At 54.5% G+C, this 22,363-nt stretch carries 20 protein-coding genes; 7 read left to right on the forward strand and 13 right to left on the reverse strand.

Annotation, left to right across the window (positions count from 1 at the left end; genetic code table 11):
- The first annotated feature begins 159 nt into the window (after positions 1-159).
- The 3 genes from smpB to RC85_RS12190 are packed head-to-tail and all read left to right on the forward strand — an operon-like array spanning position 160 to position 2,782.
- Positions 160-678, forward strand: a complete 519-nt coding sequence (gene smpB, locus RC85_RS12180) for an SsrA-binding protein SmpB (RefSeq protein ID WP_068263006.1) — start codon at positions 160-162, stop codon at positions 676-678.
- Positions 675-1,409, forward strand: coding sequence for an ABC transporter ATP-binding protein (locus RC85_RS12185; RefSeq protein WP_068263009.1), 735 nt, complete (start codon positions 675-677; stop codon positions 1,407-1,409). Before smpB ends, RC85_RS12185 begins: the two co-directional genes overlap by 4 nt.
- Complete coding sequence (locus RC85_RS12190; protein ID WP_068263010.1) at positions 1,409-2,782, forward strand: ABC transporter permease; 1,374 nt, start codon at positions 1,409-1,411, stop codon at positions 2,780-2,782. Before RC85_RS12185 ends, RC85_RS12190 begins: the two co-directional genes overlap by 1 nt.
- Positions 2,783-3,334: 552 nt before the next feature.
- Here RC85_RS12190 and RC85_RS12200 read toward each other — a convergent pair.
- The 9 genes from RC85_RS12200 to RC85_RS12240 all read right to left on the reverse strand — a co-directional run bounded on the left by RC85_RS12200 (position 3,335) and on the right by RC85_RS12240 (position 14,762).
- Positions 3,335-4,189 (reverse strand): ferredoxin reductase domain-containing protein, encoded by an 855-nt coding sequence (locus RC85_RS12200; RefSeq protein WP_162273203.1) that lies wholly within the window; start codon positions 4,187-4,189, stop codon positions 3,335-3,337.
- Between the two features lie 46 nt (positions 4,190-4,235).
- The gene (locus tag RC85_RS27455) at positions 4,236-4,427 is read right to left on the reverse strand and encodes a hypothetical protein (protein WP_068263017.1); all 192 of its coding nucleotides are present in this window, start codon (positions 4,425-4,427) and stop codon (positions 4,236-4,238) included.
- Between the two features lie 14 nt (positions 4,428-4,441).
- Entirely contained in the window at positions 4,442-5,023 is a 582-nt protein-coding gene (locus RC85_RS12210) for an electron transport complex protein RnfA (protein WP_068263018.1), read from the reverse strand.
- Positions 5,020-5,670: an electron transport complex subunit RsxE gene (rsxE, locus tag RC85_RS12215; RefSeq protein ID WP_068263020.1), complete on the reverse strand. Its 651-nt coding sequence runs from the start codon at positions 5,668-5,670 to the stop codon at positions 5,020-5,022. The genes RC85_RS12210 and rsxE overlap by 4 nt, the downstream gene beginning before the upstream one ends.
- Complete coding sequence (locus RC85_RS12220) at positions 5,670-6,356, reverse strand: RnfABCDGE type electron transport complex subunit G (protein WP_084422601.1); 687 nt, start codon at positions 6,354-6,356, stop codon at positions 5,670-5,672. The genes rsxE and RC85_RS12220 overlap by 1 nt, the downstream gene beginning before the upstream one ends.
- The gene (locus tag RC85_RS12225; RefSeq protein WP_068263023.1) at positions 6,353-7,378 is read right to left on the reverse strand and encodes an RnfABCDGE type electron transport complex subunit D; all 1,026 of its coding nucleotides are present in this window, start codon (positions 7,376-7,378) and stop codon (positions 6,353-6,355) included. The genes RC85_RS12220 and RC85_RS12225 overlap by 4 nt, the downstream gene beginning before the upstream one ends.
- Complete coding sequence (gene rsxC, locus RC85_RS12230) at positions 7,375-8,730, reverse strand: electron transport complex subunit RsxC (RefSeq protein WP_068263025.1); 1,356 nt, start codon at positions 8,728-8,730, stop codon at positions 7,375-7,377. The genes RC85_RS12225 and rsxC overlap by 4 nt, the downstream gene beginning before the upstream one ends.
- Positions 8,727-13,688: a 2-oxoacid:acceptor oxidoreductase family protein gene (locus RC85_RS12235; RefSeq protein ID WP_068263027.1), complete on the reverse strand. Its 4,962-nt coding sequence runs from the start codon at positions 13,686-13,688 to the stop codon at positions 8,727-8,729. Before RC85_RS12235 ends, rsxC begins: the two co-directional genes overlap by 4 nt.
- Before the next feature lie 201 nt (positions 13,689-13,889).
- Complete coding sequence (locus tag RC85_RS12240) at positions 13,890-14,762, reverse strand: RnfABCDGE type electron transport complex subunit B (RefSeq protein ID WP_068263028.1); 873 nt, start codon at positions 14,760-14,762, stop codon at positions 13,890-13,892.
- Between the two features lie 511 nt (positions 14,763-15,273).
- On the opposite strand from RC85_RS12240, the gene RC85_RS12245 reads away from it, so the two are divergent.
- The gene (locus RC85_RS12245; protein WP_068263029.1) at positions 15,274-16,764 is read left to right on the forward strand and encodes a nucleoside permease; all 1,491 of its coding nucleotides are present in this window, start codon (positions 15,274-15,276) and stop codon (positions 16,762-16,764) included.
- A gap of 116 nt (positions 16,765-16,880) precedes the next feature.
- Complete coding sequence (locus RC85_RS12250) at positions 16,881-17,552, forward strand: hypothetical protein (RefSeq protein ID WP_068263031.1); 672 nt, start codon at positions 16,881-16,883, stop codon at positions 17,550-17,552.
- 66 nt (positions 17,553-17,618) lie between these two features.
- Here RC85_RS12250 and RC85_RS12255 read toward each other — a convergent pair whose 3' ends face one another.
- From RC85_RS12255 to queF, 3 genes are read right to left on the reverse strand one after another with little or no spacing between them, the layout of a single operon-like run.
- Complete coding sequence (locus tag RC85_RS12255; protein WP_068263032.1) at positions 17,619-17,840, reverse strand: SlyX family protein; 222 nt, start codon at positions 17,838-17,840, stop codon at positions 17,619-17,621.
- Positions 17,840-18,841: a TIM barrel protein gene (locus tag RC85_RS12260; protein ID WP_068263038.1), complete on the reverse strand. Its 1,002-nt coding sequence runs from the start codon at positions 18,839-18,841 to the stop codon at positions 17,840-17,842. Before RC85_RS12260 ends, RC85_RS12255 begins: the two co-directional genes overlap by 1 nt.
- Entirely contained in the window at positions 18,838-19,218 is a 381-nt protein-coding gene (queF, locus tag RC85_RS12265) for a preQ(1) synthase (protein ID WP_068263040.1), read from the reverse strand. The genes RC85_RS12260 and queF overlap by 4 nt, the downstream gene beginning before the upstream one ends.
- 18 nt (positions 19,219-19,236) lie before the next feature.
- Here queF and RC85_RS12270 point away from each other — a divergent pair, with 18 nt between their 5' ends.
- Positions 19,237-20,049, forward strand: coding sequence for a 7-carboxy-7-deazaguanine synthase QueE (locus RC85_RS12270; RefSeq protein ID WP_084422602.1), 813 nt, complete (start codon positions 19,237-19,239; stop codon positions 20,047-20,049).
- Positions 20,050-20,226: 177 nt separating this feature from the next.
- Here RC85_RS12270 and RC85_RS12275 read toward each other — a convergent pair whose 3' ends face one another.
- The gene (locus RC85_RS12275) at positions 20,227-21,168 is read right to left on the reverse strand and encodes a nucleoside hydrolase (RefSeq protein ID WP_068263042.1); all 942 of its coding nucleotides are present in this window, start codon (positions 21,166-21,168) and stop codon (positions 20,227-20,229) included.
- Positions 21,169-21,268: 100 nt separating this feature from the next.
- Here RC85_RS12275 and trpD point away from each other — a divergent pair, with 100 nt between their 5' ends.
- Complete coding sequence (gene trpD, locus RC85_RS12280) at positions 21,269-22,285, forward strand: anthranilate phosphoribosyltransferase (RefSeq protein WP_068263043.1); 1,017 nt, start codon at positions 21,269-21,271, stop codon at positions 22,283-22,285.
- The last annotated feature ends 78 nt before the right edge of the window (positions 22,286-22,363 follow it).

Below are 22,363 nucleotides of genomic sequence, written 5' to 3' on the forward strand. Positions count from 1 at the left end.
TTTAGCTGCTGTTTAGCCGCGTGGGCATCGCCCCGCGCGTTCGGGCCAGCGCGACGCGCGGGGCGATGCCCACGCGGTTAAACAGTTTGGAAACCGTTCACTGCGTTGCTTTCCGCCCCCTGCCGCATTCAATCACGTGCCCATTACAATTCGGCAACTATGGCCAAGAACAAAAAATCCAAGGGTTCCGTAGGCAAGGGCAAATCAAAGAAGAAGCCCGAGCCCGGCTTTGTGCCCGTTTCCGAAAATCGCAAGGCTCGTCACCGATACGAGATCTTGGACTCCGTGGAATGCGGCATGATGTTGATGGGCAGCGAAGTCAAATCGATGCGGGACGGAAAACTGTCACTCGACGAAGCCCACATTCGCACCAAAGATGATTGTCTGTGGTTGGTGGGGGCCGACATAGCCCACTATCGAAACGCTGGCGATTGGAATCACGATCCCAGGCGACCGCGAAAGTTGCTGGTGCGTTCGCGAGAATACGACAGCTTCGCCGGACGAGCACACGAACGAGGATTAACGCTGATTCCGTTGCGAGTCTATTTCAACGAACGTGGGATCGCGAAGTGTGTGATGGGTCTAGTCAAAGGTAAAAAGTTGCACGACAAACGCGAAACACTGAAAAAACGAGACACCGATCGTGGACTTCGCCGCGCGATGAGGCATCGTCGATGAATCGTGACCAGCAAACCAGTGAAACACTACTGACCGCAACCGACGTGGTCAAAACGTTTGATCAACCCGCCGATCAAAGCGGCGGTAAAGACGGACGGTTGACGGTTTTGGATCTGCCAAAGTTTACGATCGCCTATGGTGAACAAGTCGCTTTGATTGGGCAAAGTGGTGGTGGCAAAACGACTCTGTTGCATCTGTTCGCAGGCTTGTTGGTTCCTGACAGCGGGACGATCAACATTGCCGGCATCGAATTGAGCCGGCTTAGTGAACAGGGCCGCGATCGTTTCCGCGCCGCCAACATTGGTTACGTGTTTCAGACCTTCAATCTTTTGCCCGCCTTCACGGCGATCGAAAACGTCAAACTTGGAATGTCGTTTGGGCAAGGCAGCGTTGATGCTGGACGTGCCGCCGAATTGCTGGACCGAGTCGGTTTGTCCGAGAGAGCGAATTATCGGCCCAGTCAATTGAGTGTCGGCCAGCAGCAACGCGTCGCGATCGCTCGATCGCTTGCCGGCCAACCCAAGTTGCTTTTGGCAGACGAACCAACCGCGAACGTCGATCCCACCAGCGCCGAAACTGTTTTGGATTTGATTCGCACGTCGTGCCGTGATGAAGGCATTTCGTTGTTATTGGTGACCCACGACATGAACGTTGCCCAGCGGTTTGACCGAGTGGACGAACTGGACACGATCAATCGAGCACTCTCGGCCCATTCCAAGCAGGCAGTCTGATGTCGTTGTTGACCATCGCGTGGCGAAACTTTTGCCACCGTCCTCTTTCCAGTCTGTTGACAACGCTTTCGCTTGCCCTTGGCGTCGGCTTGGTCGTGTTGGTGCTGTCGATTTTTGGCATCGTCAATGAAGCGTTCACTCGCAACGCAACCTTTGGCTACAACCTAGTCGTCGGCCCCAAAGGTAGTGCGTTGCAGTTAACACTGAACAGCGTTTTCTACCTGAGCCAACCGATCGAGAATCTGCCATATTCCCAGTACATGGAGATGTTTCCGCAGGCCGAACGCCAAGCCATGGTCGACCGTTTGGGTGGCGATCCAGAATTGGCGGAGCGTGATGGAAAGTATGCCGCGTTCGTTTCAGGCGGCTACGCGATCCCGCTGGCACTAGGCGATTATTACGGCACGTTCCGAGTGGTTGGAACGACGACGGACTTCTTTGAAAAACTACGGCATGGACCGGAGCTGGATCAGCCATTTGAATTTGAGGACGGTGAAGCGTTCCAAGCGGAATCGGAGGCCAACGGATTTTTCGAGGCCGTGTTGGGGAGTCGCGTCGCGGCGGAAATGGAAGTCGGCGTCGGCGATGTGCTGTACCCGACTCATGGTGACCCCGAAGGCAAGGGCCATGAAGAAGCTTTCATGATCACCGGAGTGCTCGCGCCCACGGGAACCCCCAACGATCGCGCCGCCTTCGTCAATTTGGAAGGCTTTTACCTAATGGAAGGTCACGCCAAGCCGATCGACGAAAGCGAGAAATTCGAGCCGGCGAATGATCAGAACGTTTCAAGCGATGATGAAGGCAAGCTTCGCCCGTTAACGATTCCCGAGCGCGAGGTCACTTCGGTTTTGATTCGGACCGGAAACATGATGTTCGCACCAGGGATGCAGAACATGATCAACGAATCGCTGGAAGCGCAAGCGGCGGCACCCGTTGGTGAGATCTACAAGCTGATGGATGCCATCGTTGGTCCCGTCATGCAAGCCTTGTTGGGTATCACGTTGATCACTTGCGTTGTTGCCGCCGTCGGAATTCTTGTTGCGATCTACAATTCGATGAACGACCGCCGCCGCGACATTGCGGTGATGCGGGCTTTGGGGGCTCGCCGCGAAACGGTGACCGCAATCATCGTGTTTGAGAGTTTTTTGGTGGCGATCATCGGCGGAGTCCTCGGCTGGATTCTGGCACACGCGGCGATCGTTTTGTACAGCGGAAAAATCGAAGACCAGACGGGAATCAGCGTCAACTTCTTCACCGTCACCAGCTACGAAATTTATATTCTGCCGGTCGTTTTGGCGCTGGCGTTATTGGCAGCCTTGCTACCCGCTTGGTCAGCTTACCGAACCGATGTCGGATCGAACCTGTCGGCTTGATTCGCCGAAGAAGCGTCCATCTTTTCAACGGTCCTCTCTGTATCCTTGCGACTCTCGCGACTTTGCGTCTATTTCTCAGGCACAAGCGACGCACAACTTCCAGCCCCGCGACCGGACAACGGCAAGGCAGCAGTTGTTGCCCGGGCTGACGAAAATGTGTCGCTGTCAACTTGTCACGCCCCTTGAAAGTAGGCCGTAGCGAGCCATAGCGAGTTACGGCGTTGCGCACATTGCCGTAACTCGCTTTGGCTCGCTACGGCCTACGTGCTGGCGATCAGGGAAATGTGCTGTTGCCACAATGCTTCGCAGCGTTCCAGTTCGTGTTGTCTGCCATGGTGCAGCTTGCCCAATTTGCTGCGTTGCAATGATTTTCATCAGGCCAGGAATCTTCCCGCGCGTTCGTTCCGGGTGGACGCGCGGGGCGATGCCCAACGCGGTTAAACAATTTAGAATTCCTGCACGGCGTTGGCCGTTGCTCGTCCGCAGTCGCTGTGCTTGTGCGCGCGGCAAGTTCATCTTCGGGTTACGAGAGTCCATCAGGTTCGGTGCAGGTCAGTAAACAAGTTCGATCCAGCGTCCGTCGGATTCGAGCTCCGCTTTCCATTGAGACCACAGAGATCCTGCGACTGCCGCTAGCGCAGCGTCGAGTTCTTTGAGCACCTCTTTGACGCCCGCAACGTAAACGTAGGTTGTGGGTTCAGCTAACAACTTGGTCAGCTCGACTGCGCGCGACTTGATGGCGGTTTCCCAATCGATGTCATCGTTCCAGCCGGGGCGTTTGCTAAGTGCATTGATCGCATCGAATGTTTCGCGATCGTAGTACATCGCGAAGTCATCTTTCTCGTCGTTTCGATACAGCATATCCAGTCCCGCTTGCCCGCCATGGAAAAGCATGATTCGACCGGCAAAGCCGGGCTGGTCAGCGTAGATGCTTTTGACGAACGCTCGAAACGGTGCGATCCCGGTGCCAGCACTGATCAAGATCAAGGTTGCGTTGTAATTGGCTGGGAACTTGAAGGGTTGGCCATACGGGCCGGTGATCGTCAACGTATCGTTGGTGCCTAGATCGCAAAGATAGTTCGATGCGATTCCCGGAAACTCTTCGCCGCTGTAGGGATCAAGATATGTACACCTGCGAACGCAGATGCCGAATCGTTGTAAGCCTTCGCTGTTGGTTTGCGGAACGTCCGCAACGCCATAGAGCCGAAAGTGGTGATCGTGTCCAAAGGCTTCCGATCCCGGTGCCAGTACGCCTAGGTTCTGCCCCACTTTGGCTTGGAAGTCAGGGTCTTGAACCTCAATCGTAATTTCACGCACCTCGTGCTCCGAATCAGGCGGGCTGATTCTCTCGCTGCTTAGCACTGTGGCCTGATAAGTGGTTGCGACATCGTAATCCTGCAGTTGCATCATTTCGCTCCGATTGAGTCCGAGTTTTGGTAAATCATCTTCATTCTTATTCGTGTATGTTGTCGCACTGCGAATCGCATCGGCAGCCATGACAACCTAGCCGTCCTTGCAACGCATCTTGTCCGTTTGCCGCCCCCGTGACGCGAATCCAAGACCACTGCACGGCCAACCACGCGACCAGGATCGTGGTCACGCCAAGCATTGCCTTGACGAGCGTTAAAAGCAGCGGTTCGATCATTATTAAAATGTCCTTTAGCTAAACAGGCCAGCGAATCCCATGAAGCAGACCGACAGAAATCCCGCGATGATCAACGTGATCGCGGTTCCCTTGACCAGCTCCGGTGTATTTCCAAGTTCCATCTTCTCTCTTAGTCCCGCCATCAGCACCAGCGCCAGCGTAAAGCCGATTCCCGCACCTGCTGCGTAGACGATGGATTGCAGAAATCCATAGCCCTTGTTGGTTTGGAAAAGTGCCACGGCAAGGATCGCACAATTGGTCGTAATCAGTGGCAAGAAGATGCCAAGAGCTCGAAACAATGTCGGGCTGGTCTTCTTGATGAACATTTCGACCAACTGCACCGTCGAAGCAATGACCGCGATGAACGAGATCAATTTCAGGAAAGGCAGCCCGATCATCATCAACAGTGAATTGATGCCGAATGCGGCCATCGAACTGACCATCATCACAAAAGTAACGGCCCCGCCCATGCGAACGGCCGTGTCTAATTTTCCCGACACACCCAAGAACGGGCAAATGCCCAAAAAGTACGCCAACACAAAGTTATTGATCAGGCAAGATCCAATAAAAATTGACCACAGTGGTTCGTCATTCACAGCGTTGACTCCTTCGCTTCTTGCAGTCGCGATTTTCGTTGTTGGTACCAGTTAATCAACAACAGCCATCCGGCCAGCGTGAAAAAGCCACCTGGCGGCAACATCATCACCACCCACTCTTGATACGATTCACCAAACAGTCGGACATTGAACAACGAACCCGCGCCAAGGATTTCGCGAACACCGCCCAGGCACAGCAGTGCCAGCGTAAACCCCACTCCCATGCCCAGTGCGTCCAGCGCTGATCGTGCCACGCTGTTCTGCGAAGCGAACGCTTCTGCGCGACCCAGAATCAAACAGTTGACCACGATCAGCGAAATGAAAGCTCCCAGGGCTTTGTGCAGATCTAAACTGACGGCCTGGATCGCGTAATCGACGATCGTGACGAAAGTCGCGATCACCAAGATGAATGTCACGATGCGTACTTGCTTGGGCACGACATTGCGAATGGTCGAAACGACGATGTTGGACATCAGCAAAACGAACGCGGTCGCCAAGCCCATCGCCAACGCGTTGATCGCGGTGTTGGTCACTGCCAATACCGGACACATGCCCAACACTTGCACAAACACAGGGTTCTGTTTCCACACGCCTTTAATAAAATCATCCGGCGTCACTGATTGTTCTTGTTCAAATCCCACCGCCATCACGGAGCCTCCTTTTCGCGTGTCGCAAAGTCCGCCTGATGGGGATGCAGTTTAGGAATCCATCGGCCCGTGCTTTCGCTGAGCATTTTGGTGATCGCACGCGAAGAAATCGTTGCGCCGGTGATCCCGTCAATCTGCCAAGCCTCTGTTTTCTCGCCCGGTTTAACGAATTCAATTGGGTTGGCGACTTCGCTCTTTTCAGCGTTCAGGCTGACGTCGAGTGATTCAAAGTTTGCTAGAAAGTTGGCGTTCTTTTCGATTTGATCGCCCAAGCCGGGCGTTTCGCGACTCTCCAAAACGCTGGTTCCGATTACCGCTTGTTTGTCGAACGAATATCCGTACAGGATTCGGATGATATCGGCGTAACCCATGCCTTGGGTTTCAATCGCAAGCCCGATCAGTTCATCGTTATCATCGTATCCGGCAAAAACGAGGCCGGCAGCTTCGGAGTCGGTGGGTTCAGGTTTCAGTTCGCCAGTGGTTTCGTCGATTTGAAACGCCTTGCTTGTGCTAGCACCCGGCAATACTTCCAAGATCGCGCGTTGTCGCATTGCGATTCGATTGTTTCGGATGATGGGCTTGGTGATTTCATCGACGGTTACGATCGCCAAAGCACAAACCAGCCCAACGCTTAAAACGACACCGTAGATTTTCGCAGGACCAGCATCCGTCGAGTCGTTCGTCACGATGGGACTCCTTTGACCGCGCTTCCGTAAACCTTTGGCTGGATCCAATGGTCGATGTGTGGCGAAGCGGCATTGCCAATCAAAATCGCGTACATCACACCATCGGGCATACCGCCCCAGACTCGAATCAGCACGGTCAGAAACCCGATCAGCACGCCGTAGACCACACAACCTCGATGAGTGATTGGCGAGCCCACCATATCGGTCGCCATAAACACGGCACCCAGCATCAGTCCGCCAGAAAACATGTGAAACATTGGGCCTGCGTAGCGACTTGGATCGATCAGGTGAAGAATCGTGCAAAAGATTGCGACCGTGCCAAGGATCGATACTGGAATCTGCCAGCTCATCATCTTTCGAGCGACCAAATAAACGCCGCCGATAATGATTAGGATCGCGCAGGTTTCTCCGGTGGATCCTGTCGTTAGACCCATCAAAAGGTCAGGCGTCGAAGTTGCTTTCTCCTCAAACTTCCAAGCCGAAAGAGGCGTTGCGGCGGACACACCATCAACGTAGACGGGCTTGGTAAACGGCACCGTTAACGTTGACGATGGCAACGACTGAAAACGCCCCTGCGTCTGCCGCATCCAACTGGTCATCGCGGCAGGAAACGCGGCTTGTAAGACGGCTCGCCCGATCAGTGCTGGATTGAAAGCGTTACAGCCAAGCCCGCCGAACAAAAACTTCGACCCGCCAATTCCAATGACGCCACCGGCCGCAACCATCCACAGCGGCAAACCAGGCGGCAAGGTCAATCCAAGCAGGATCCCAGTGATCGCCGCGGACCAATCGCCGACGGTGGTCGGGATGCCATTGATTCGGCACAACAGATGCTCCGTCAGCACACACGAAACGACTGCCGTGATCAAAACCAGCACCGCGGATAGGCCGAACGCATAAATTGAAAACAGGCACACCGGCAACATCGCCAGCACGACGTTGAACATGATCGTATCGACACTCGACACGGCACCAATATGCGGCGAACTTCGGATCGTTAACGTTTTCAGTCCTTGCTTCATTCGTTTGCCTTTGCTTTCCGAATGGCACGTTTGGCGATCCGAAATTTCTGTACCAATGGAATGTGAGACGGACAAACAAACGTGCAACAACCACACTCGAAACAATCCATCAAGTTAAACTCTTCGACCATGGCGTCGTGTTTATTCTGTGATGCCAATAATCCCAATTGCGAGGGATTCAGAAACAGCGGACACGCATCAACGCAGTAAGCACAGCGAATGCACGGGTATTCTTTGCGGCTAATCATCTTGCCCGTATCACGCTGCGAATACGCGATGACGCCGGCGGTGCCTTTTGTGATCGGAATGTCTAAACTACTGGCGGCATTTCCCATCATTGGGCCACCCATGATCACCGTCGATAGATCGTCTTCGGTTCCGACTGCGTCCAAAATAAATCGCAGCGTGGTGCCAATCGGGATTCGATAATTGCCCTTCTTTTTGACCGCTGGTCCGCCGACCGTGATGATGCGTTCATGGAGGCCCATGGCGTGCGGCAACAGTTTGCCAAGTTCGGCGGTGGTCCCCACGTTGACGCAAACGACATGCACATCCAGCGGCAGTCCGCCGGAGGGAACTTCGCGGCCCAGGACAGCCGCGGTCAACATCTTCTCTGCGCCCTGCGGATACTTCACCGGTAACACTTCCACGGTGATTGGTGCGCCGATGGGAACGGCAGCTCGCAACCGGTCGGCTGCATCGACCTTGTTGGATTCAACCGCGATCACCGTTTGGGTTGCACCGGTGGCTCGCATCAAATACGGGATGCCTTTCATCACGTCGTCGGCGTGTTCCAACATCACGCGGTGGTCGGTGGTCAGGTACGGTTCGCATTCGGCTCCGTTGATCAGCAACGTGTCGATAAACTTTCCATCGGGGATTTTCAGTTTGGCATGCGTTGGAAACCCTGCACCGCCCAAGCCCACGACTCCGGTTTGCTGAACCGCAGCAATAATCGTTTCGGGACTGGCCGAATCGATGTCGCAAGGAGTTCCTTCGATGACCTCTTGAGTCGAGGCTGGAAACGGTTCGAGAAAAAACGCCGGTTCCATCTTTCCATTGATCGCCGGCGACAACGCGATGCGGCGAATCAGTCCGGTCGCCGGTGCATGAATCGGGACCGACATGAAACCGTCCGCCTCGGCAATGCACTGACCACGAGTGACTTCGGCACCTTCGCCAACAATCGGTAACGCCGGTTTGCCGATGTGCTGCGAAAGCGGAACGACCAACAAAGGTGCGAACTGGAATTGCTGAATCGGCAGACCGCGGGTGTCATCCTTGGAATCGGGAGGATGAATGCCGTGGGCAAACGTCTTGCTGCCAAAAAGGTCGGTAACGCCAGCACTCATGAGTTGTACTTCTCGGCCCGCGCGATCAACTTCTCAATTCCTTTTTCACTGTGATCTTTCGGCATCCCCGGATGAATGACTCCGGCGGTGCAGCGTTCCGCCGCGACCACCAAATCCTTGAATGGTCCGCCTTGTGGATCTTTGATGATCGCCTTTTTCTGATCGTTGTAAACGAAGATGTGAGGGTTCAGATTGACGCATTCGTCGCACGACGTGCATTTCGGCGTATCGATCCAAGGGGCCATGTATCCATTGGCAGCGGCGGGCTGGCTGGATGCGGGTTGGCCGGATGCGGGTTGGCCGGATGCGGGTTGGCTGGCGGGAGGCATCAGTGCAGGCATTGCTGACGCACTTGTGGTTTCTTCTTGGTCGACACCTGTTCCTTCGCCCAGGGCCATCTGCATGATGCCGGTCGCAATGCGATTCGATACGTCGCGTTTGATTTCGGCTTCGATGGCGCCGCGATCAATTTGCTTCTCTCCCACCCTTGCCATCGACTTCAAAATCTTCCAGAAATCGCGTCGGTCTTCGCAGGATCGAACGATCGGATTGGCAACCAGCAATCGCATCAACTGCTGATCGCGATTAACGCTCCAAACGTACGGGAACAGCCCTTCGCGGTCTTCTTCTTCAAGCTCCAGGTACTCGGCAAGCGGGACCATGTTGTCGTTCCAGGTGTCCGGTGGAGCGGCCCGGTAATGTTTGCGAAAGCGAATCTCAGTCGCGGCAAAGTCCGCAAAGGTCATCGGCAAATCCATCGACTTCTGGCGCCCATTTTCGATGTACTTTAATTCGTACGTCGGCCAATCTGCTTCCATTGCCGGGTTGCCATCCAGTTCCAAGCACTCTTGCGGCGTCGTGCCAAGATCCGGGTTGTACCTGTACAGCGGATAGGCTCGTGATTCAACGGCTAGCTTTGCCTGATGAGCACTCATGTCGTCGCCGATCCCATGCTCAGGCTGGCAAGGCGTGTACAGCGTAAACATGGCTGGCCGACGAGACTTCAAGCCTTGGATGAACCCTTCGATCACGTGATTCGGGTTGGCGATTGAGCTTTGCATGATGTAGGTCGTTCGGTGCGCCATGCCGATTAGTCCGATCTCTTTGCGAATCTCTTCCTTGCCCTTGGCCGCATTGCCGTACTGGGCCATGTCCGAAATCTGACCAAAGAATCCAGACGTGCAAGCTTGGCCGCCGGTGTTGGAATAGACCTGCGTGTCCAGGATCAGCACTTTGATCGGTTTGCCTGACATCATCGCGCGAGACAGGTTCTGGAAACCAATGTCGAACATCGCCCCGTCACCACCGATGGCGACCACTGGCGGGCAAAGTTCCCATTCTTCGTCAGTGAATTGTTGCCAATCGAAATGAGTCAGCGATTCGGCGTCAACCGGCTTACCCGCCAATTCGCCTTCCGCCATTCGGATCGTCCTAAACCCGTCGGCCATCTTTGCCATGTGTCCTTCAAAGACGCCCATCGCCACCGAACATGGATCCTGGAACAAGTGATTCGACCAGGGGAATGGATAGGGATTGAACGGATAAGTGCTGCCCCAAACCGACGAGCAACCCGTCGCATTCAAAATGCCCGCATTGGCTCGGCCACGCCCGGTGACGCCATCGCTGTACTTCCATTTCAATTCTTGCAGCTTGCCCAGCAAACTGGTCACGTGACGTAGCCATTGTTGGTCGATCGGCTCGCCGCCATTCTGTTTTTCAACACGCCCGGCAATCCCCGCCAGCGTGACGTCGCTGTTGCCAATGTCATCGATGATGCTTGCGATCGCCTTGGGATCGCTGACGTCAATTTCGTGGACCAGTTTTGCCTGAATTTGTTGTTGCAGTTTTTGAATCAATTCGTCCAGGTGAGCAACATGACGCTCGACGCGAGGTTGCATTAAAGCTTCGATTGTTGCGGTGAAGATGTGAACGACACTCTTTTCACCGCAACCTAGGCAGGCACCGTCGCCACTGGCCAAGGCTGAGTAGTTTTCCTTTTCAAGCAGAATTGTTTCCAGCGCACCAATGCCTTCTTCGATGTCATCGACGCGAACGTATTTCTTGGGCGTGGTCGGCAAGTCCTTCCACAAATCCCAATTCTTACGCAGCGTTTCAACGGACTCTGTTGTTTGCGTGACCGTTCGCAGTGCATCGTCGTTGCAAACTTCCACGCACTCCATACAGCCTTTGCAGGTGTAGGGATTCACCGTGATGCTCAACAAACCGCCTTCGCCCGGCGACTTGTCTTCCTTGTTCGTGAAATAGGGTCGCGACAGAGCGAACTGGAACTCGCCCAGTTCTTCGCGGAATATCTCGAATTCATGTTTCAGTTCGTCACGATCAGACGTTTCCAGTTTGCTTTCTCGCAGCGTCTTTCCGATCGCTTCGTCCAGCATTCCCGAAACATTATCGTTCTCGTTTGCTTCGGTCAAAATCCCACGAAGGTTTGTTTCGACTTGACGAACCGCACCAGGCAAATGCTTTAGCTCGGCACCATGTTTGCGAACACGATCGACGACTGTATCGAACACCTGACTGACTTCATTGACCAATCCGGGGATCGCCGTGTCGGGACAAACCGTGTAACAACTTCCGCACGCGGTACAGTTCTCCGCGATCCACTGGGGATGCTGAAAACGAATTCCCGTCATGTCGCGAAACGCAGTCGTGACCGCGGGCATCGTTCCCATCCCGCTGAACGGATCGGTGATGATGTCGTTGCCCATCCCACGCGCGTAGAAGCTGCCGGTTTCCTCCCAGAAGCGATGAATGTCGCTCAGTGGCGTTTTTCCCTGCGGCAACGATTTAAGCAGGATCGGCAAATGCGGTTCTTTGCTGTGACCGTTACTTTGCTCGGACGGCTGTTCGATCTCGCCGTGCGTCACAGGTTTTACTTCATCGAAGCCGCGTTTGACGACCGCCAAATTCTCTTCAACGATTCGTGCCCCCTTCGCACCAAACTTGCTTTTAAGTTGCGTGTGAATCGCATCGATCAATCGGTCATTCGACAATCCAGCTTGCTCGGCGACCGGCGAAGCGGCAAAGAACGCACCTTGAAAAGCGATGCCTTGCATCCGGAGCTGCAAATCCGGGTCGCTCGCTTCTTCACGGGCAATCTTGAACGCATCCAAGTAGAACAGTTGGATGTTTTTGTCAGCGATGATGCGACGATAGGGTTCAGGAATGCTTTTCCAAACGGCAGCGGCGGACGGTTGGTCGCTTTGAATGATGAAGACGCCGTTTTCTTTTAATCCCGCCAGTGCGTTGGTATGCAGGAACACGTTTGGATCAGGAGACAGCACTACGTCAACGTAGAAGTACTCGCTGTTGACGCGAATCGGTTCGGGGGCTGCGGACAAGTAGTACGTCGTTGGCTGTCCTTTCTTTTCTGATCCGTATTTCGGGTTCGCTTTAATCTCGAAGCCCAGCAAATCGTACAGCGTCATCGCCAGGTTTTTACCGGTCGTGATCGCACCCCAACCGCCGACCGAATGCATCCGAGCGGTGATGCTGTTCTTCGGCATCAGATTGGGATTTTCGCTGCCGCGAATCGCTAAGTCACCGATGCCCGGGTAGGCTTGTTCCAGGTTTTCTTGGTGCAGTCGTTGTTTGGGGCTGACCGGGTTGTCTCGCAGGAAGTCGATCGAAAGATAAAAGAATCGACGCTGGCTTCCTTCGGGCAGCATGTTTTCGATCGCGCCGATGATTCCTTCGGGCTGCAAATCGCGGCTGCCCATTCCAAACGATCCTGAATACAACGCCGGTGCATCTTGAATCGCAGTGTAGGTTTCCAGATCGGGGAAAGCTGGTTGAGCAACATCGCGGCCGTTTTCCATGCAACGACTTACCGTTGCCCGCACCTCTCGCATCAACGGCAATTCAACAGCGAGCGGTTGGTCGAGCCGTTCCAGAATCGTGACGCCCTTTTTGCCCTTTAGCACGCGGCTGATCAGGTCCGCCGGGAACGGTCGAAACATCAACAAGTCAACGACACCAACTTTGATCTTACGTGTCTCTCGCAAATAATCCGCGACCGCTTCGGCCGTCGGGATCATGCTGCCTTGGCCCAGGATCAAATAGTCGGCGTCTTCGGTACGGTAATTCTGAACGCGTTCGTAGCGGCGGCCGGTCAGAGCGTAAAATTCGTCGAAAGCGCGTTCGGTTAAGTCGGCGATATGGTCAAAGAAGTACGGGCGCTGGGCCGCAACGCTTTGCATGTAGGAATCCTGGTTTTGCACCGTGCCCGACATGATCGGATTATCGACATCCCACAACTCAGGAATCCGCCGCCGAGTGTCACCGTAGATGATTCGCTGGGCCGGCGTCGGAGTTTGAATGATGTCGTCGGGGCGTCCCAGAAACTCCGCAATTAATTCTCGCTCGGGAATTTGAATTGATTCGATCAGGTGCGTTGTCAGGAATCCGTCCTGTGCGATTGCGCCTGGCGTCAGTGCTAGTTCGGCCACTCGGTGTGCGACCAGGTTCAGGTCTGCAGCGGACTGAGCATCCTTGGCGAACATCTGAAAAAAGCCAGTGTCGTCCATGCAGTGGTAATCATCGTGGCCCGCATGCACATTCAGCGTTGCCTTGGTCATCGCACGAGCACCAACGTTCAGAACATACGTCAATCGCTTACCGACCGCCGCGTACAACGATTCGTGCATGTACGCGATGCCCTGGCCGGACGAGAAATTACTGGCTCGCAATCCGGTCATCGACAACCCGGCCGTGACGGCCGCAGCGGCGTGTTCGCCTTCGGGTTCGATAAAGATCAGTGGGCGACCGGAGACGTTGACGTATCCCTTGGCTGCGTTTTCCGCCCAGTACTCGCCCATTTGAGTTGACGGTGTGATCGGATAGGCCCCCGCAGCGTCGGTTCCGTCACGCTCACACAATGAAACAGCGGTGTTGCCATCGACGGCAGCTTTTTTTCCGGGGTACTTAAATTGCGTCGTCATGTCCGATGATCCAGCGGAAGCGGAATGGGGAGTAAAGCCGGAAGGTTCCGGCAATGATTCTGAATTGGATTGCCAGTGTTTCGGCAACTTTTAGTCTGTGGGGTGGGTGGTAGCCGAAGTCGCCAAAACTTTCGGTAATCTCCCTGACTGCCGAAACTCTTGGCGAGTTCCGCTACCTGAAAATCAAATGTTGACGAAGCACTAAGTTGCAGTGTCACGCATCTCTCCTTGGCGAATGACTTTCTTGGCTGCGTTCCCCTTGACGATGCCCTTGGTTTCGTCGATCCAGACAATCGCACCGGTGGGACATCGCTGTGTCGCATCGGCACTGAGCGAACCTTTTTGGTAGTCCACCACTGGCAAGCCATTTTTCATCTCGATCAGGTTTGGTGCGTCGGATGCACAGCGACCGCACGCCGTACAACCAACTTCGCATTCTTCTAAGACCTCGTCGCCATTTGCCAAAGACGAACAGGCAACCCAAAGCCGGTGACTGACTTCGTGGATCGAAAACAGGTCTTTTGGACATGCTTGAACGCAATCGCCACACGCCGTGCAACGATCTTCGTCGACGACGGGCAACTGGCTGGGACTCATTTCAATCGCGTCAAAGTCGCAAGCCACTTCACAATCAGCCAGACCTAAACAGCCCCAAAAACATGACTTTCCGCCACCGGCAACCAACGCCGCGGCTGCACAAGACTTGTGCCCTTGATAGTGAGCCCGATTTCGAGCGACGTTGTTTCCACCAGCGCAAGCCAACCGGGCGACTCGCTTTTCTTGCACGCCCACATCGACGCCCAAGTAGGCTGCGATCCGAGCATGGTCGGGCGGCGCGCTAACAGAACACTTCGCCGGAGGCTCAACGCCCGAAACCAAGACCTCAGCAAACGCTCGGCAGCCTGGGTACCCGCACGCACCGCAATTTGTGTGCGGCAACATCGCTTCGACGTTGTCGATTCGCGGATCTTCCACCACATGAAGCCAACGATCCGCCACCACAAGCAAGGTCGCCAATACGGTTGCCAACGCTCCCACGGCGGCCAGTGAAGTCAGGAGTGCGGCGATGTCCATGAGGCGAATCGCTTCTTGCTAAAGTGATCTCAATCGAACGGCGAGATCGTTTTAGGCAACGGCCGCACCGGATGCAACAATCAGCAAAACATGTGCCGCAGCAATTTTTCGCGTATCTGTTTGGCCCGCCGCGCTCATTCGCACGCGCGCGTGCGGGATCACTCATTTGCTCCGGTGAATTGATCCGTTTCGCACAGTGTTTTTTCACGCTGGGGAATTTCTTGTGAGCCGCTGGCGGTAACGCCTCGGGCATTTACGTAGGCCCGGCCGCTTACGCGATCACGGCTCACAACTCAATTTGAAAAACTGACTTGCCCTGAGCCATTTAGGAACGTGCGACTTTTTATAGTCGCCTTTCGCTCCGCGAAAGCAGCGGATTCGCTACTTTCGCGGTGCGAAAGGCGACACTAATTTCCCGCTCGTTCCTTACAAGCGTTCACGACAATTCCGCCGGTGAGCGGTAAGATGATGCGTTGCTGTTCCGTTTTCACAGTTTGTCCATTGAGAATTGATGCCTGAATCAAAAAGCCGTTCCTGGATCGTTCCTGCCTTGTCGTTGATGATGTTTCTGCAGTTTTTTGCCTGGGGAGCTTGGTTTGCGACGCTGTCGGCTGCGATGGATACTCATTTGCTTGGGGCGTTCATTGGCGGAGCTTACGAATCGGCACCGATCGCCGCGATTTTCGCTCCGTTGTTTCTGGGGTTGATCGCCGATCGTTTCTTTGCGTCCGAGCGAGTCATGGGTGTGCTGATGCTGATCGGCGGAGCGATCATGTTGATGCTGCCGGGGATTGCCGAGAGTGCTTCGACGTTTGCCACTGAATCCGCCGAAGCGATGCGAGCAGCCGGCACTTACGATTCTGCACTCTTCCTGGAAAATCAATTGGCGGAGAACGATGCAGGCAAGACGATGGTTTGGATGATTTTGGCGTACCTGCTTTGTTACATGCCGACACTGGGGCTTGGAAACACGATCGCATTCACTCACATCCCCAGCCAGAACGAATTTCCAAAAATTCGAGTTTGGGGAACGGTCGGTTGGATCGTCGCTGGATTGATGCTGGGCTTGATGGGTTGGTCGGCCACCTACAACATTTTTTGGCTCGGCGCGGTCAGCTCTTTGTTGCTCGGCGTGTTTTGTTTCTTCCTGCCGCACACGCCACCGCCGCTAAAGGGCAAGCCGATGGACCTGCGTTCGTTGTTGATGGTGGATGCGTTTAAGTTGTTGAAGGATCGAAACTTTTTTGTCTTTGCGATTTGCTCGACTTTGATCTGCATTCCCTTGGCGTACTACTACGGAGTCACGGCGACGTATCTGAATCAAACGGGGTTTGCTGAACCGGGTGCGACGATGGCAATCGGGCAGATGTCTGAGATCTTTTTCATGTTGTTGATTCCGTTTTTCTTTCGCCGACTGGGCATCAAAATCATGATCATGATTGGCATGGTTTGCTGGGTGCTTCGGTACGGTTTGTTTGCGTTGGGTGCGCCCGATCAAGTGACATGGATGCTGTTGTTGGCGGTAGCGTTGCATGGCATCTGTTACGACTTCTTTTTCGTTACCGGATTCATGTACACCGACCAGAAAGCGCCGCCCGCGATTCGTGGCCAGGCTCAAGGTTTGTTGGTTTTCTTGACTCAGGGCGTCGGCATGTTTTTTGGGTATCGAATCATGGCGGGCGGGAACCTGTTTGGTTTTATTCCGCTTGATTTGACGTTCGGTCGATATGGCGAACAAGTCACGTCGGCACCTCAGTACGTGGAAGCACTTGCGGCTGCGCAAGGAGAGCCGGAATCGGTTTCGTTTCTTGAATCGTTCAGCAAGATGTTCTCGCGGAATTTGCCCGACGGACTGGACGCGGGAATCCTGTCCGAAACCATGGCCCAGTGGCGTGACTTCTGGATTTCGCCCGCGATCATGGCGGCGATCATCCTGGTGTTGTTCACGCTAACGTTCTGGGATCGGAGCAAGCAAACCGCAGCCGACGATACGATTGCTTAGCTAAACGAGGATTTGTCACAAAGCAATTGGCAAAAATGACTAGATCTGTGATCGATTGAAATCGTCTTGGATTAGCTTTGCATTGTTCCAAATCGCTCAAAACCAAAAGTTGCCTGATGAAGAAAAAGAATCTGCTGATTGTCGTCGCGGTCGTGTTTCTGTTGATCGCTGGCATCGCCGTGTGGTTGTTGCGATCGGTGGATCATCCTGCGTTGGGGCAAGCGACACGCAGTTTTGTGGTGGACTGTTCGTTCGACAAGTTTCGTCAAATTATGATCCGCAAGAATGCGACCAAGGCGATTGTTGGCGATTCAGGAATGCGGCTGCTCGACGAACGTATCCTCGATGTTGACCTGGATACTTCCAAGGATGACCGCCCCTTTTTGAATGCGATCCGTGGTCGATCAAAAACCGATTTGGCGGCTGTCAAAGAATTGACGGTCGGTCTGGACGATCCGATGTTGGAGGCCGATGAATTGGTGCTTCGTCAAAATGCCGACATCGACGACACCAGCATGAAGGTGCGAACCGTTTCGCGACGAGCCGCGGGACGCTTAGAAGAATACGAAACCACGTTTGACGCGATCGCCGACGAAGATGGAACACGAATCACGTTGAGTGTCACGATGAAGGTTCGCGTCGCGGTTCCCAACTATTTTCGTCACCTAGCCGATGATGGCGTCCAGCAAGCAGCGGACGAGGCCATCGACGGGCAACAGAAATCAATCAGCGAATTCATCGAACTGTACGCCGATGAGCGATTCATTTTCCCGGATTTAAAACGCTGATTTGAAACGTTGATTTGAAACGTTGATTTGAAACGCTGATCTGAAACGTTGATCCAATCGCCAAGTTCAATAATGTGGCGGTCTTTCGTCTTCGAGCGAACGGTTTTCTTCGGCCGGTTTTTCTTTGGATGTTTTGAGCTGTTGTTCCAGTTCGCTGATCCGACGTTGCATTTTGTCCGAGCGGATTGCTTCGGACGTGACCACTTCGTTCAACTGATCAAAGAGCCGCTGAAGATGAGCGAGGCTGATTTCCAGTTCGGTGATTCGCTGAGCCTGCTTGTCGTCCACTAGCGTGCTGCTTTGACGTCGCTGAAGTCTCGCAATTGATAATCCATTCCGACGTAATCAAGCACTTTGCAAAGGCCACGAAGTGCGACACCGAAACCGTCGGGGCCGCTGAATCCGCCGAATTGGCCACCGCCTTTGACGTGAGGTTCCAGGTCCATGAACACTCCGTCGGCACCACGATCGGTCATGCGACGATGGAGTTCAGGCAGAAAATCTTTCATGTCGCGCAGGATTGCTTCGTGGCCACTGTCACCGATGTCCGCCGGCACAAAGTTGCTAAGCGACGCTTCGTCCACGTGATCGATTCGGCCCGTTGGTGACGGGTCGTGATAGTCCTTGATGTGGATCCAGCCGAGCGATGGTTTCATCGCAAGGTATTGGCCGTACGTATCATCGGCGGAGAATCCTTGGGTGACGATGTTGGCACCGTCGAAGATCGTCAGCATCGCGGGATGGTTGACCTTTGCCGCAATCGATTCGAGCAACTGTCCCGTTTGTCCCACCAAGTTCGCTTCGACTTCCAAACCAAATGTTAGGCCGCGTTTGTCGCAAGCTTCCGCGATCGCGGTCAATTGATCACTCGCTTGATCGATGTGATCTTCTGGCTTGGTTCCTTTGGGATGGTAGAACGCGAATCCGCGAATCAGTTTGGCACCAAACGCTTCGGCGCGATCGCAAGCGGTTTCGACATCTTCGGCCAAGTATTTCTCAAACGGAATGAATTTGTTGTCGGTTCCGTCATCGACGTCCAACAGTTTGACCTTGCCGATGGGCGATCCGATGCTGCTGACCTTCAACCCGTAATCACCTTGCATCTTGACCAGATGTTGGATTTCAGGATCGGACAATTGCATCACGTTCTTGACGCCTTCGCCGGCGTCGACGAAGCGGATCGAATAGTATTTCAGGCCGACGGCGGCAAAGGCTGCGTATTGCTGGACGGCTAGTTTTTCGTTGGCGGCTTCGTCTGCAAAGCCGCTGATTAGGATCGGGATGCTCATGATTCGTCTGGATGTCGGATGATGATGTTGCTGTGGAGACCGCCGCGAGGAGTCCAACGACTTTCCACGGTGGCGCTACGCGGCTTTACGACGGCGACGAAGTCATCCATGATCCGGTTGGTGACCGCTTCGTAGAAAATACCTTCGTTGCGAAACCGCTGCAGATACATTTTTAGACTTTTCAGTTCCACGCAAACCTGATCGGGCACATAAGTGAAGACAATCGTGCCGTAGTCGGGCTGTCCCGTTTTGGGGCAAACCGAAGTAAACTCTGGGCAATGATGCTCGATCGTAAAGTTTCGTGCTGGGTTTGGATTGTCAAACACCTCCAGAGTGTCACGAAAATCACCTCCTGTTCCGTCGCCACCGTCGCTCAATTTTTCACCTTTGAAACTATGGAATCTTCAAGTCAAACCGAATTCTCGCATGCAGAGTCGGACCGGACCAGGGGGACCAGTCACGATGTGGTCAGGGGGACCATTGACGATGCGACCAGGGGGACCAGTCACGATGTGGCAACGCTGAAAATCTCGGAAACCTTTCAAAGCTGCCAGGGCGAAGGCAAGCTGACCGGAACGGACAGTTTTTTTATTCGCACCAGCGGTTGCAATCTGCGATGCCACTTCTGCGACACACCGTACGCGTCTTGGAACCCCACCGGCGATCAACTCCCGATCGATCAGCTCGTCGCCATGGCCGTCGAGACAGGACTGCAGCACGTGGTTTTGACTGGTGGCGAGCCGATGTTGCCGATCCAAATCACGTCGCTGTGCGAGCTGCTTCGTGATGCTGGAATGCATGTCACTATTGAAACGGCTGGCACGATCGATCGAGAACTCGTTTGTGACCTCGCCTCGATCAGTCCCAAGCTAGAAAACAGCACTCCGGATTCGCAGCAGCATCCACGTTGGTCTGAACTGCATCAACAGCGACGAATGCCGATCGAAGTGATGCGAAGCGTGATCGATCGATCGATTGACCATCAAATCAAGTTTGTGGTCACGTCGTTGGACGACTTCGCTGAAATTAACAGCGTGGTCCGGCAATTAGACGTCGATGCGGATGCCGTGTGGATCATGCCCGAGGGCGTGACGATCGAAGCGATGGATGCGGCGGCGAGCTGGCTGAAACCGTACTGCGATGATACGGGGTACCGCTATTGCGACCGAATGCAGATCAGGTGGTTTGGCAATCGTCGCGGAACTTAGATTGATCTGGTTTGTCGATGCAGCCAGAAGCAAGCAGATTGGGTTCCCGTAGGCCGTAGCGAGCCTAAAGCGAGTTACGGCGTCTTGGGGTATTGCCGTAACTCGCTTTAGGCTCGCTACGGCCTACGTTTGTGTATGCCATGGGATTGCCGGAACTTCGCTGCGCTTTGTTCCGGCCTACGTTTGTTGGCCTGAGTAACGTAGCGAACGGATGATGGAGGCTTCGGCGACGGCGGCGTCTACTGATGTGGCGACTTCCATGTTTAGCGGCCATTGTCGGCGCAATCGTTGATCAAACAACGTTTGGCCTCGCGAGATACCGCCTTTGGTTTCGACCTTGCCGGCCATCGGTTCCCACTCGAAAATCTCGGGCTCAGTAACGGCAAGCAAGGTCATCGCGTCGTACAACGGAATCAGTTCACGGCCCAGCTTTTGGTGATATGTTCGGAACGCGAAAGGCAACATCTTGTGCAGCATTGACCCAGCACGCGTAAATTTGGACGGCAATTTTTCTAGCAACTCGACGCCAAAGCCAACCGACTCAGTCACGTCCAGCGGCACCAGCGTCTTGGTCGTCAAGGATGCAAAAACTTCCGATGCCGATTGCGGATCGAAGAACATATTGTGCTCGGCCGCGACGGTTGCGTTGCCCGGATGATTGACGGATCCTCCGCTGATGACCACTTTGTCGATCAAACTAAGCGCGGCCGGATCTCGACGAGCCAAGCGAGCCAAGTTGGTTAGCGGCCCAAGGCAAACCAGCGTGATTTGGTTGGGATATTGGTGGACCAGTTCGCTGATGATTTTGTCGCCGGACGTCTGATGTTGGCGGCCAGATTCCTCGTACTGGAATTCCCCCAAACCGTCTGGACCGTTGAGGTCAAATTCATCCGCGACCGGTGCGTCATCGGGGGCGGTGGCTTTTCCGATTCGAGGGTACCTTGGTGGGTCCAGGTGCCCGACGATCGCGGTGACGTTGCGAGTTGCCAAGTCGGCGTCGACCGTTCCAGCGGTCGGCGTGATGGCAAGCAAGTCGACACGGGGATCGAACAATGCGATACATAGGGCAACCGTGTCGTCGATTCCAGGGTCGCAATCAATGATGAGTTTTCGATTCATCGCAAGAGTTTACGTGGGCACCGCACCCCAGGTAAAGCCAGCATCCCCATTCTGGACGACATTCTGGAAGACGTTTCTTCGCCGCATGAACGAGAATTGAATGAATCCCGCCAATCTTTTTGCAGACGCAACCCGCACCGCCACCGCCGGAACGGATTTATCGACCGAACAGACCAGCGACCTGATCGACCAAATGCTTCGCGGGCAGGTCAGCGACGATGACATTGGATCGTTGCTGTTGGCCCTGCGTCAGAAAGGTGAATCGGTCAGCGAATTGGTCGGCGCGGCCACTGCGATGCGGCGTCACATGACCAAGATTCAACATCGACATGACATCCTGCTTGACACCTGTGGCACCGGCGGCAGCGGCAGCGGGACGTTCAATATCAGCACCGCCGTTGCCATGGTTGCCGCGGCTTGCGGAGTTCCGGTGGCAAAGCACGGAAACCGAAAAGCGACCAGTTTGACAGGATCAGCAGACGTTTTAGAAGAACTAGGCGTTCGCATCGAATCGGACGCCCAGTCCGTTGCCCAGCGGCTCGACAAGACTGGAATTTGCTTCTGTTTTGCCGCAAAACTGCATCCCGCGATGCGGCACGTTGTGGCCGTGCGGCGACAATTGGGAGTTAAAACACTGTTCAATTTGCTGGGCCCGCTGTGCAATCCAGCCGGGGCCACTCATCAGCTATTGGGAACTTCATCGGCCGACGCACAAATCAAAGTCGCCGCCGCGATCGCTCAATTGGGCACCACCAAGTCGTTCGTCATTCACGCCAGTGATGGGCAGGACGAGGTATCGCTGGAAGGCACGACGCGAGTGATCGAGGTCACGGATGCTGGCCAGGTTGAACACGAATTTTCGGCCGATGATTTTGGATTACTGCCGGTCGGGCAAGAGGCATTGGCGGCAGCCGACCCGGTCGCCAGCGCCGCGATCATTCGCCGCTTGCTAGACGGAGAACCCGGCCCGTGCCGCGACACTGTGTTGGCCGGAACAGCGATGGCGTTGTGGTTAGTTGGGACGGTTTCCGATCTTAGGAGCGGCGTTCAAATGGCGGCCGATGCGATTGATCAGGGGAAAGCAAAGCAGACGCTGGAAGGTTTGAGAGCCGACTGAAACGGTCGTTTTTTAGTATCTCGAAGAAAAATTGCACGGATCGACGCTCGCTTGGTCACTGTTTTATTAGGCCGTATT

Origin of the sequence: Rubripirellula obstinata (assembly GCF_001642955.1) — a bacterium.
Lineage (GTDB): Bacteria > Planctomycetota > Planctomycetia > Pirellulales > Pirellulaceae > Rubripirellula > Rubripirellula obstinata.

Excerpts from the sequence above, each read along its gene's own strand:
- smpB (WP_068263006.1), top strand. The coding sequence starts at position 160 with ATGGCCAAGAACAAAAAATCCAAGGGTTCCGTAGGCAAGGGCAAATCA.
- RC85_RS12185 (WP_068263009.1), top strand. The coding sequence starts at position 675 with ATGAATCGTGACCAGCAAACCAGTGAAACACTACTGACCGCAACCGAC.
- RC85_RS12190 (WP_068263010.1), top strand. The coding sequence starts at position 1,409 with ATGTCGTTGTTGACCATCGCGTGGCGAAACTTTTGCCACCGTCCTCTT.
- RC85_RS12200 (WP_162273203.1), bottom strand. The coding sequence starts at position 4,189 with ATGCAACTGCAGGATTACGATGTCGCAACCACTTATCAGGCCACAGTG.
- RC85_RS27455 (WP_068263017.1), bottom strand. The coding sequence starts at position 4,427 with ATGATCGAACCGCTGCTTTTAACGCTCGTCAAGGCAATGCTTGGCGTG.
- rsxE (WP_068263020.1), bottom strand. The coding sequence starts at position 5,670 with ATGGCGGTGGGATTTGAACAAGAACAATCAGTGACGCCGGATGATTTT.
- RC85_RS12225 (WP_068263023.1), bottom strand. The coding sequence starts at position 7,378 with ATGAAGCAAGGACTGAAAACGTTAACGATCCGAAGTTCGCCGCATATT.
- rsxC (WP_068263025.1), bottom strand. The coding sequence starts at position 8,730 with ATGAGTGCTGGCGTTACCGACCTTTTTGGCAGCAAGACGTTTGCCCAC.
- RC85_RS12235 (WP_068263027.1), bottom strand. The coding sequence starts at position 13,688 with ATGACGACGCAATTTAAGTACCCCGGAAAAAAAGCTGCCGTCGATGGC.
- RC85_RS12240 (WP_068263028.1), bottom strand. The coding sequence starts at position 14,762 with ATGGACATCGCCGCACTCCTGACTTCACTGGCCGCCGTGGGAGCGTTG.
- RC85_RS12245 (WP_068263029.1), top strand. The coding sequence starts at position 15,274 with ATGCCTGAATCAAAAAGCCGTTCCTGGATCGTTCCTGCCTTGTCGTTG.
- RC85_RS12250 (WP_068263031.1), top strand. The coding sequence starts at position 16,881 with ATGAAGAAAAAGAATCTGCTGATTGTCGTCGCGGTCGTGTTTCTGTTG.
- RC85_RS12260 (WP_068263038.1), bottom strand. The coding sequence starts at position 18,841 with ATGAGCATCCCGATCCTAATCAGCGGCTTTGCAGACGAAGCCGCCAAC.
- RC85_RS12270 (WP_084422602.1), top strand. The coding sequence starts at position 19,237 with ATGGAATCTTCAAGTCAAACCGAATTCTCGCATGCAGAGTCGGACCGG.
- RC85_RS12275 (WP_068263042.1), bottom strand. The coding sequence starts at position 21,168 with ATGAATCGAAAACTCATCATTGATTGCGACCCTGGAATCGACGACACG.
- trpD (WP_068263043.1), top strand. The coding sequence starts at position 21,269 with ATGAATCCCGCCAATCTTTTTGCAGACGCAACCCGCACCGCCACCGCC.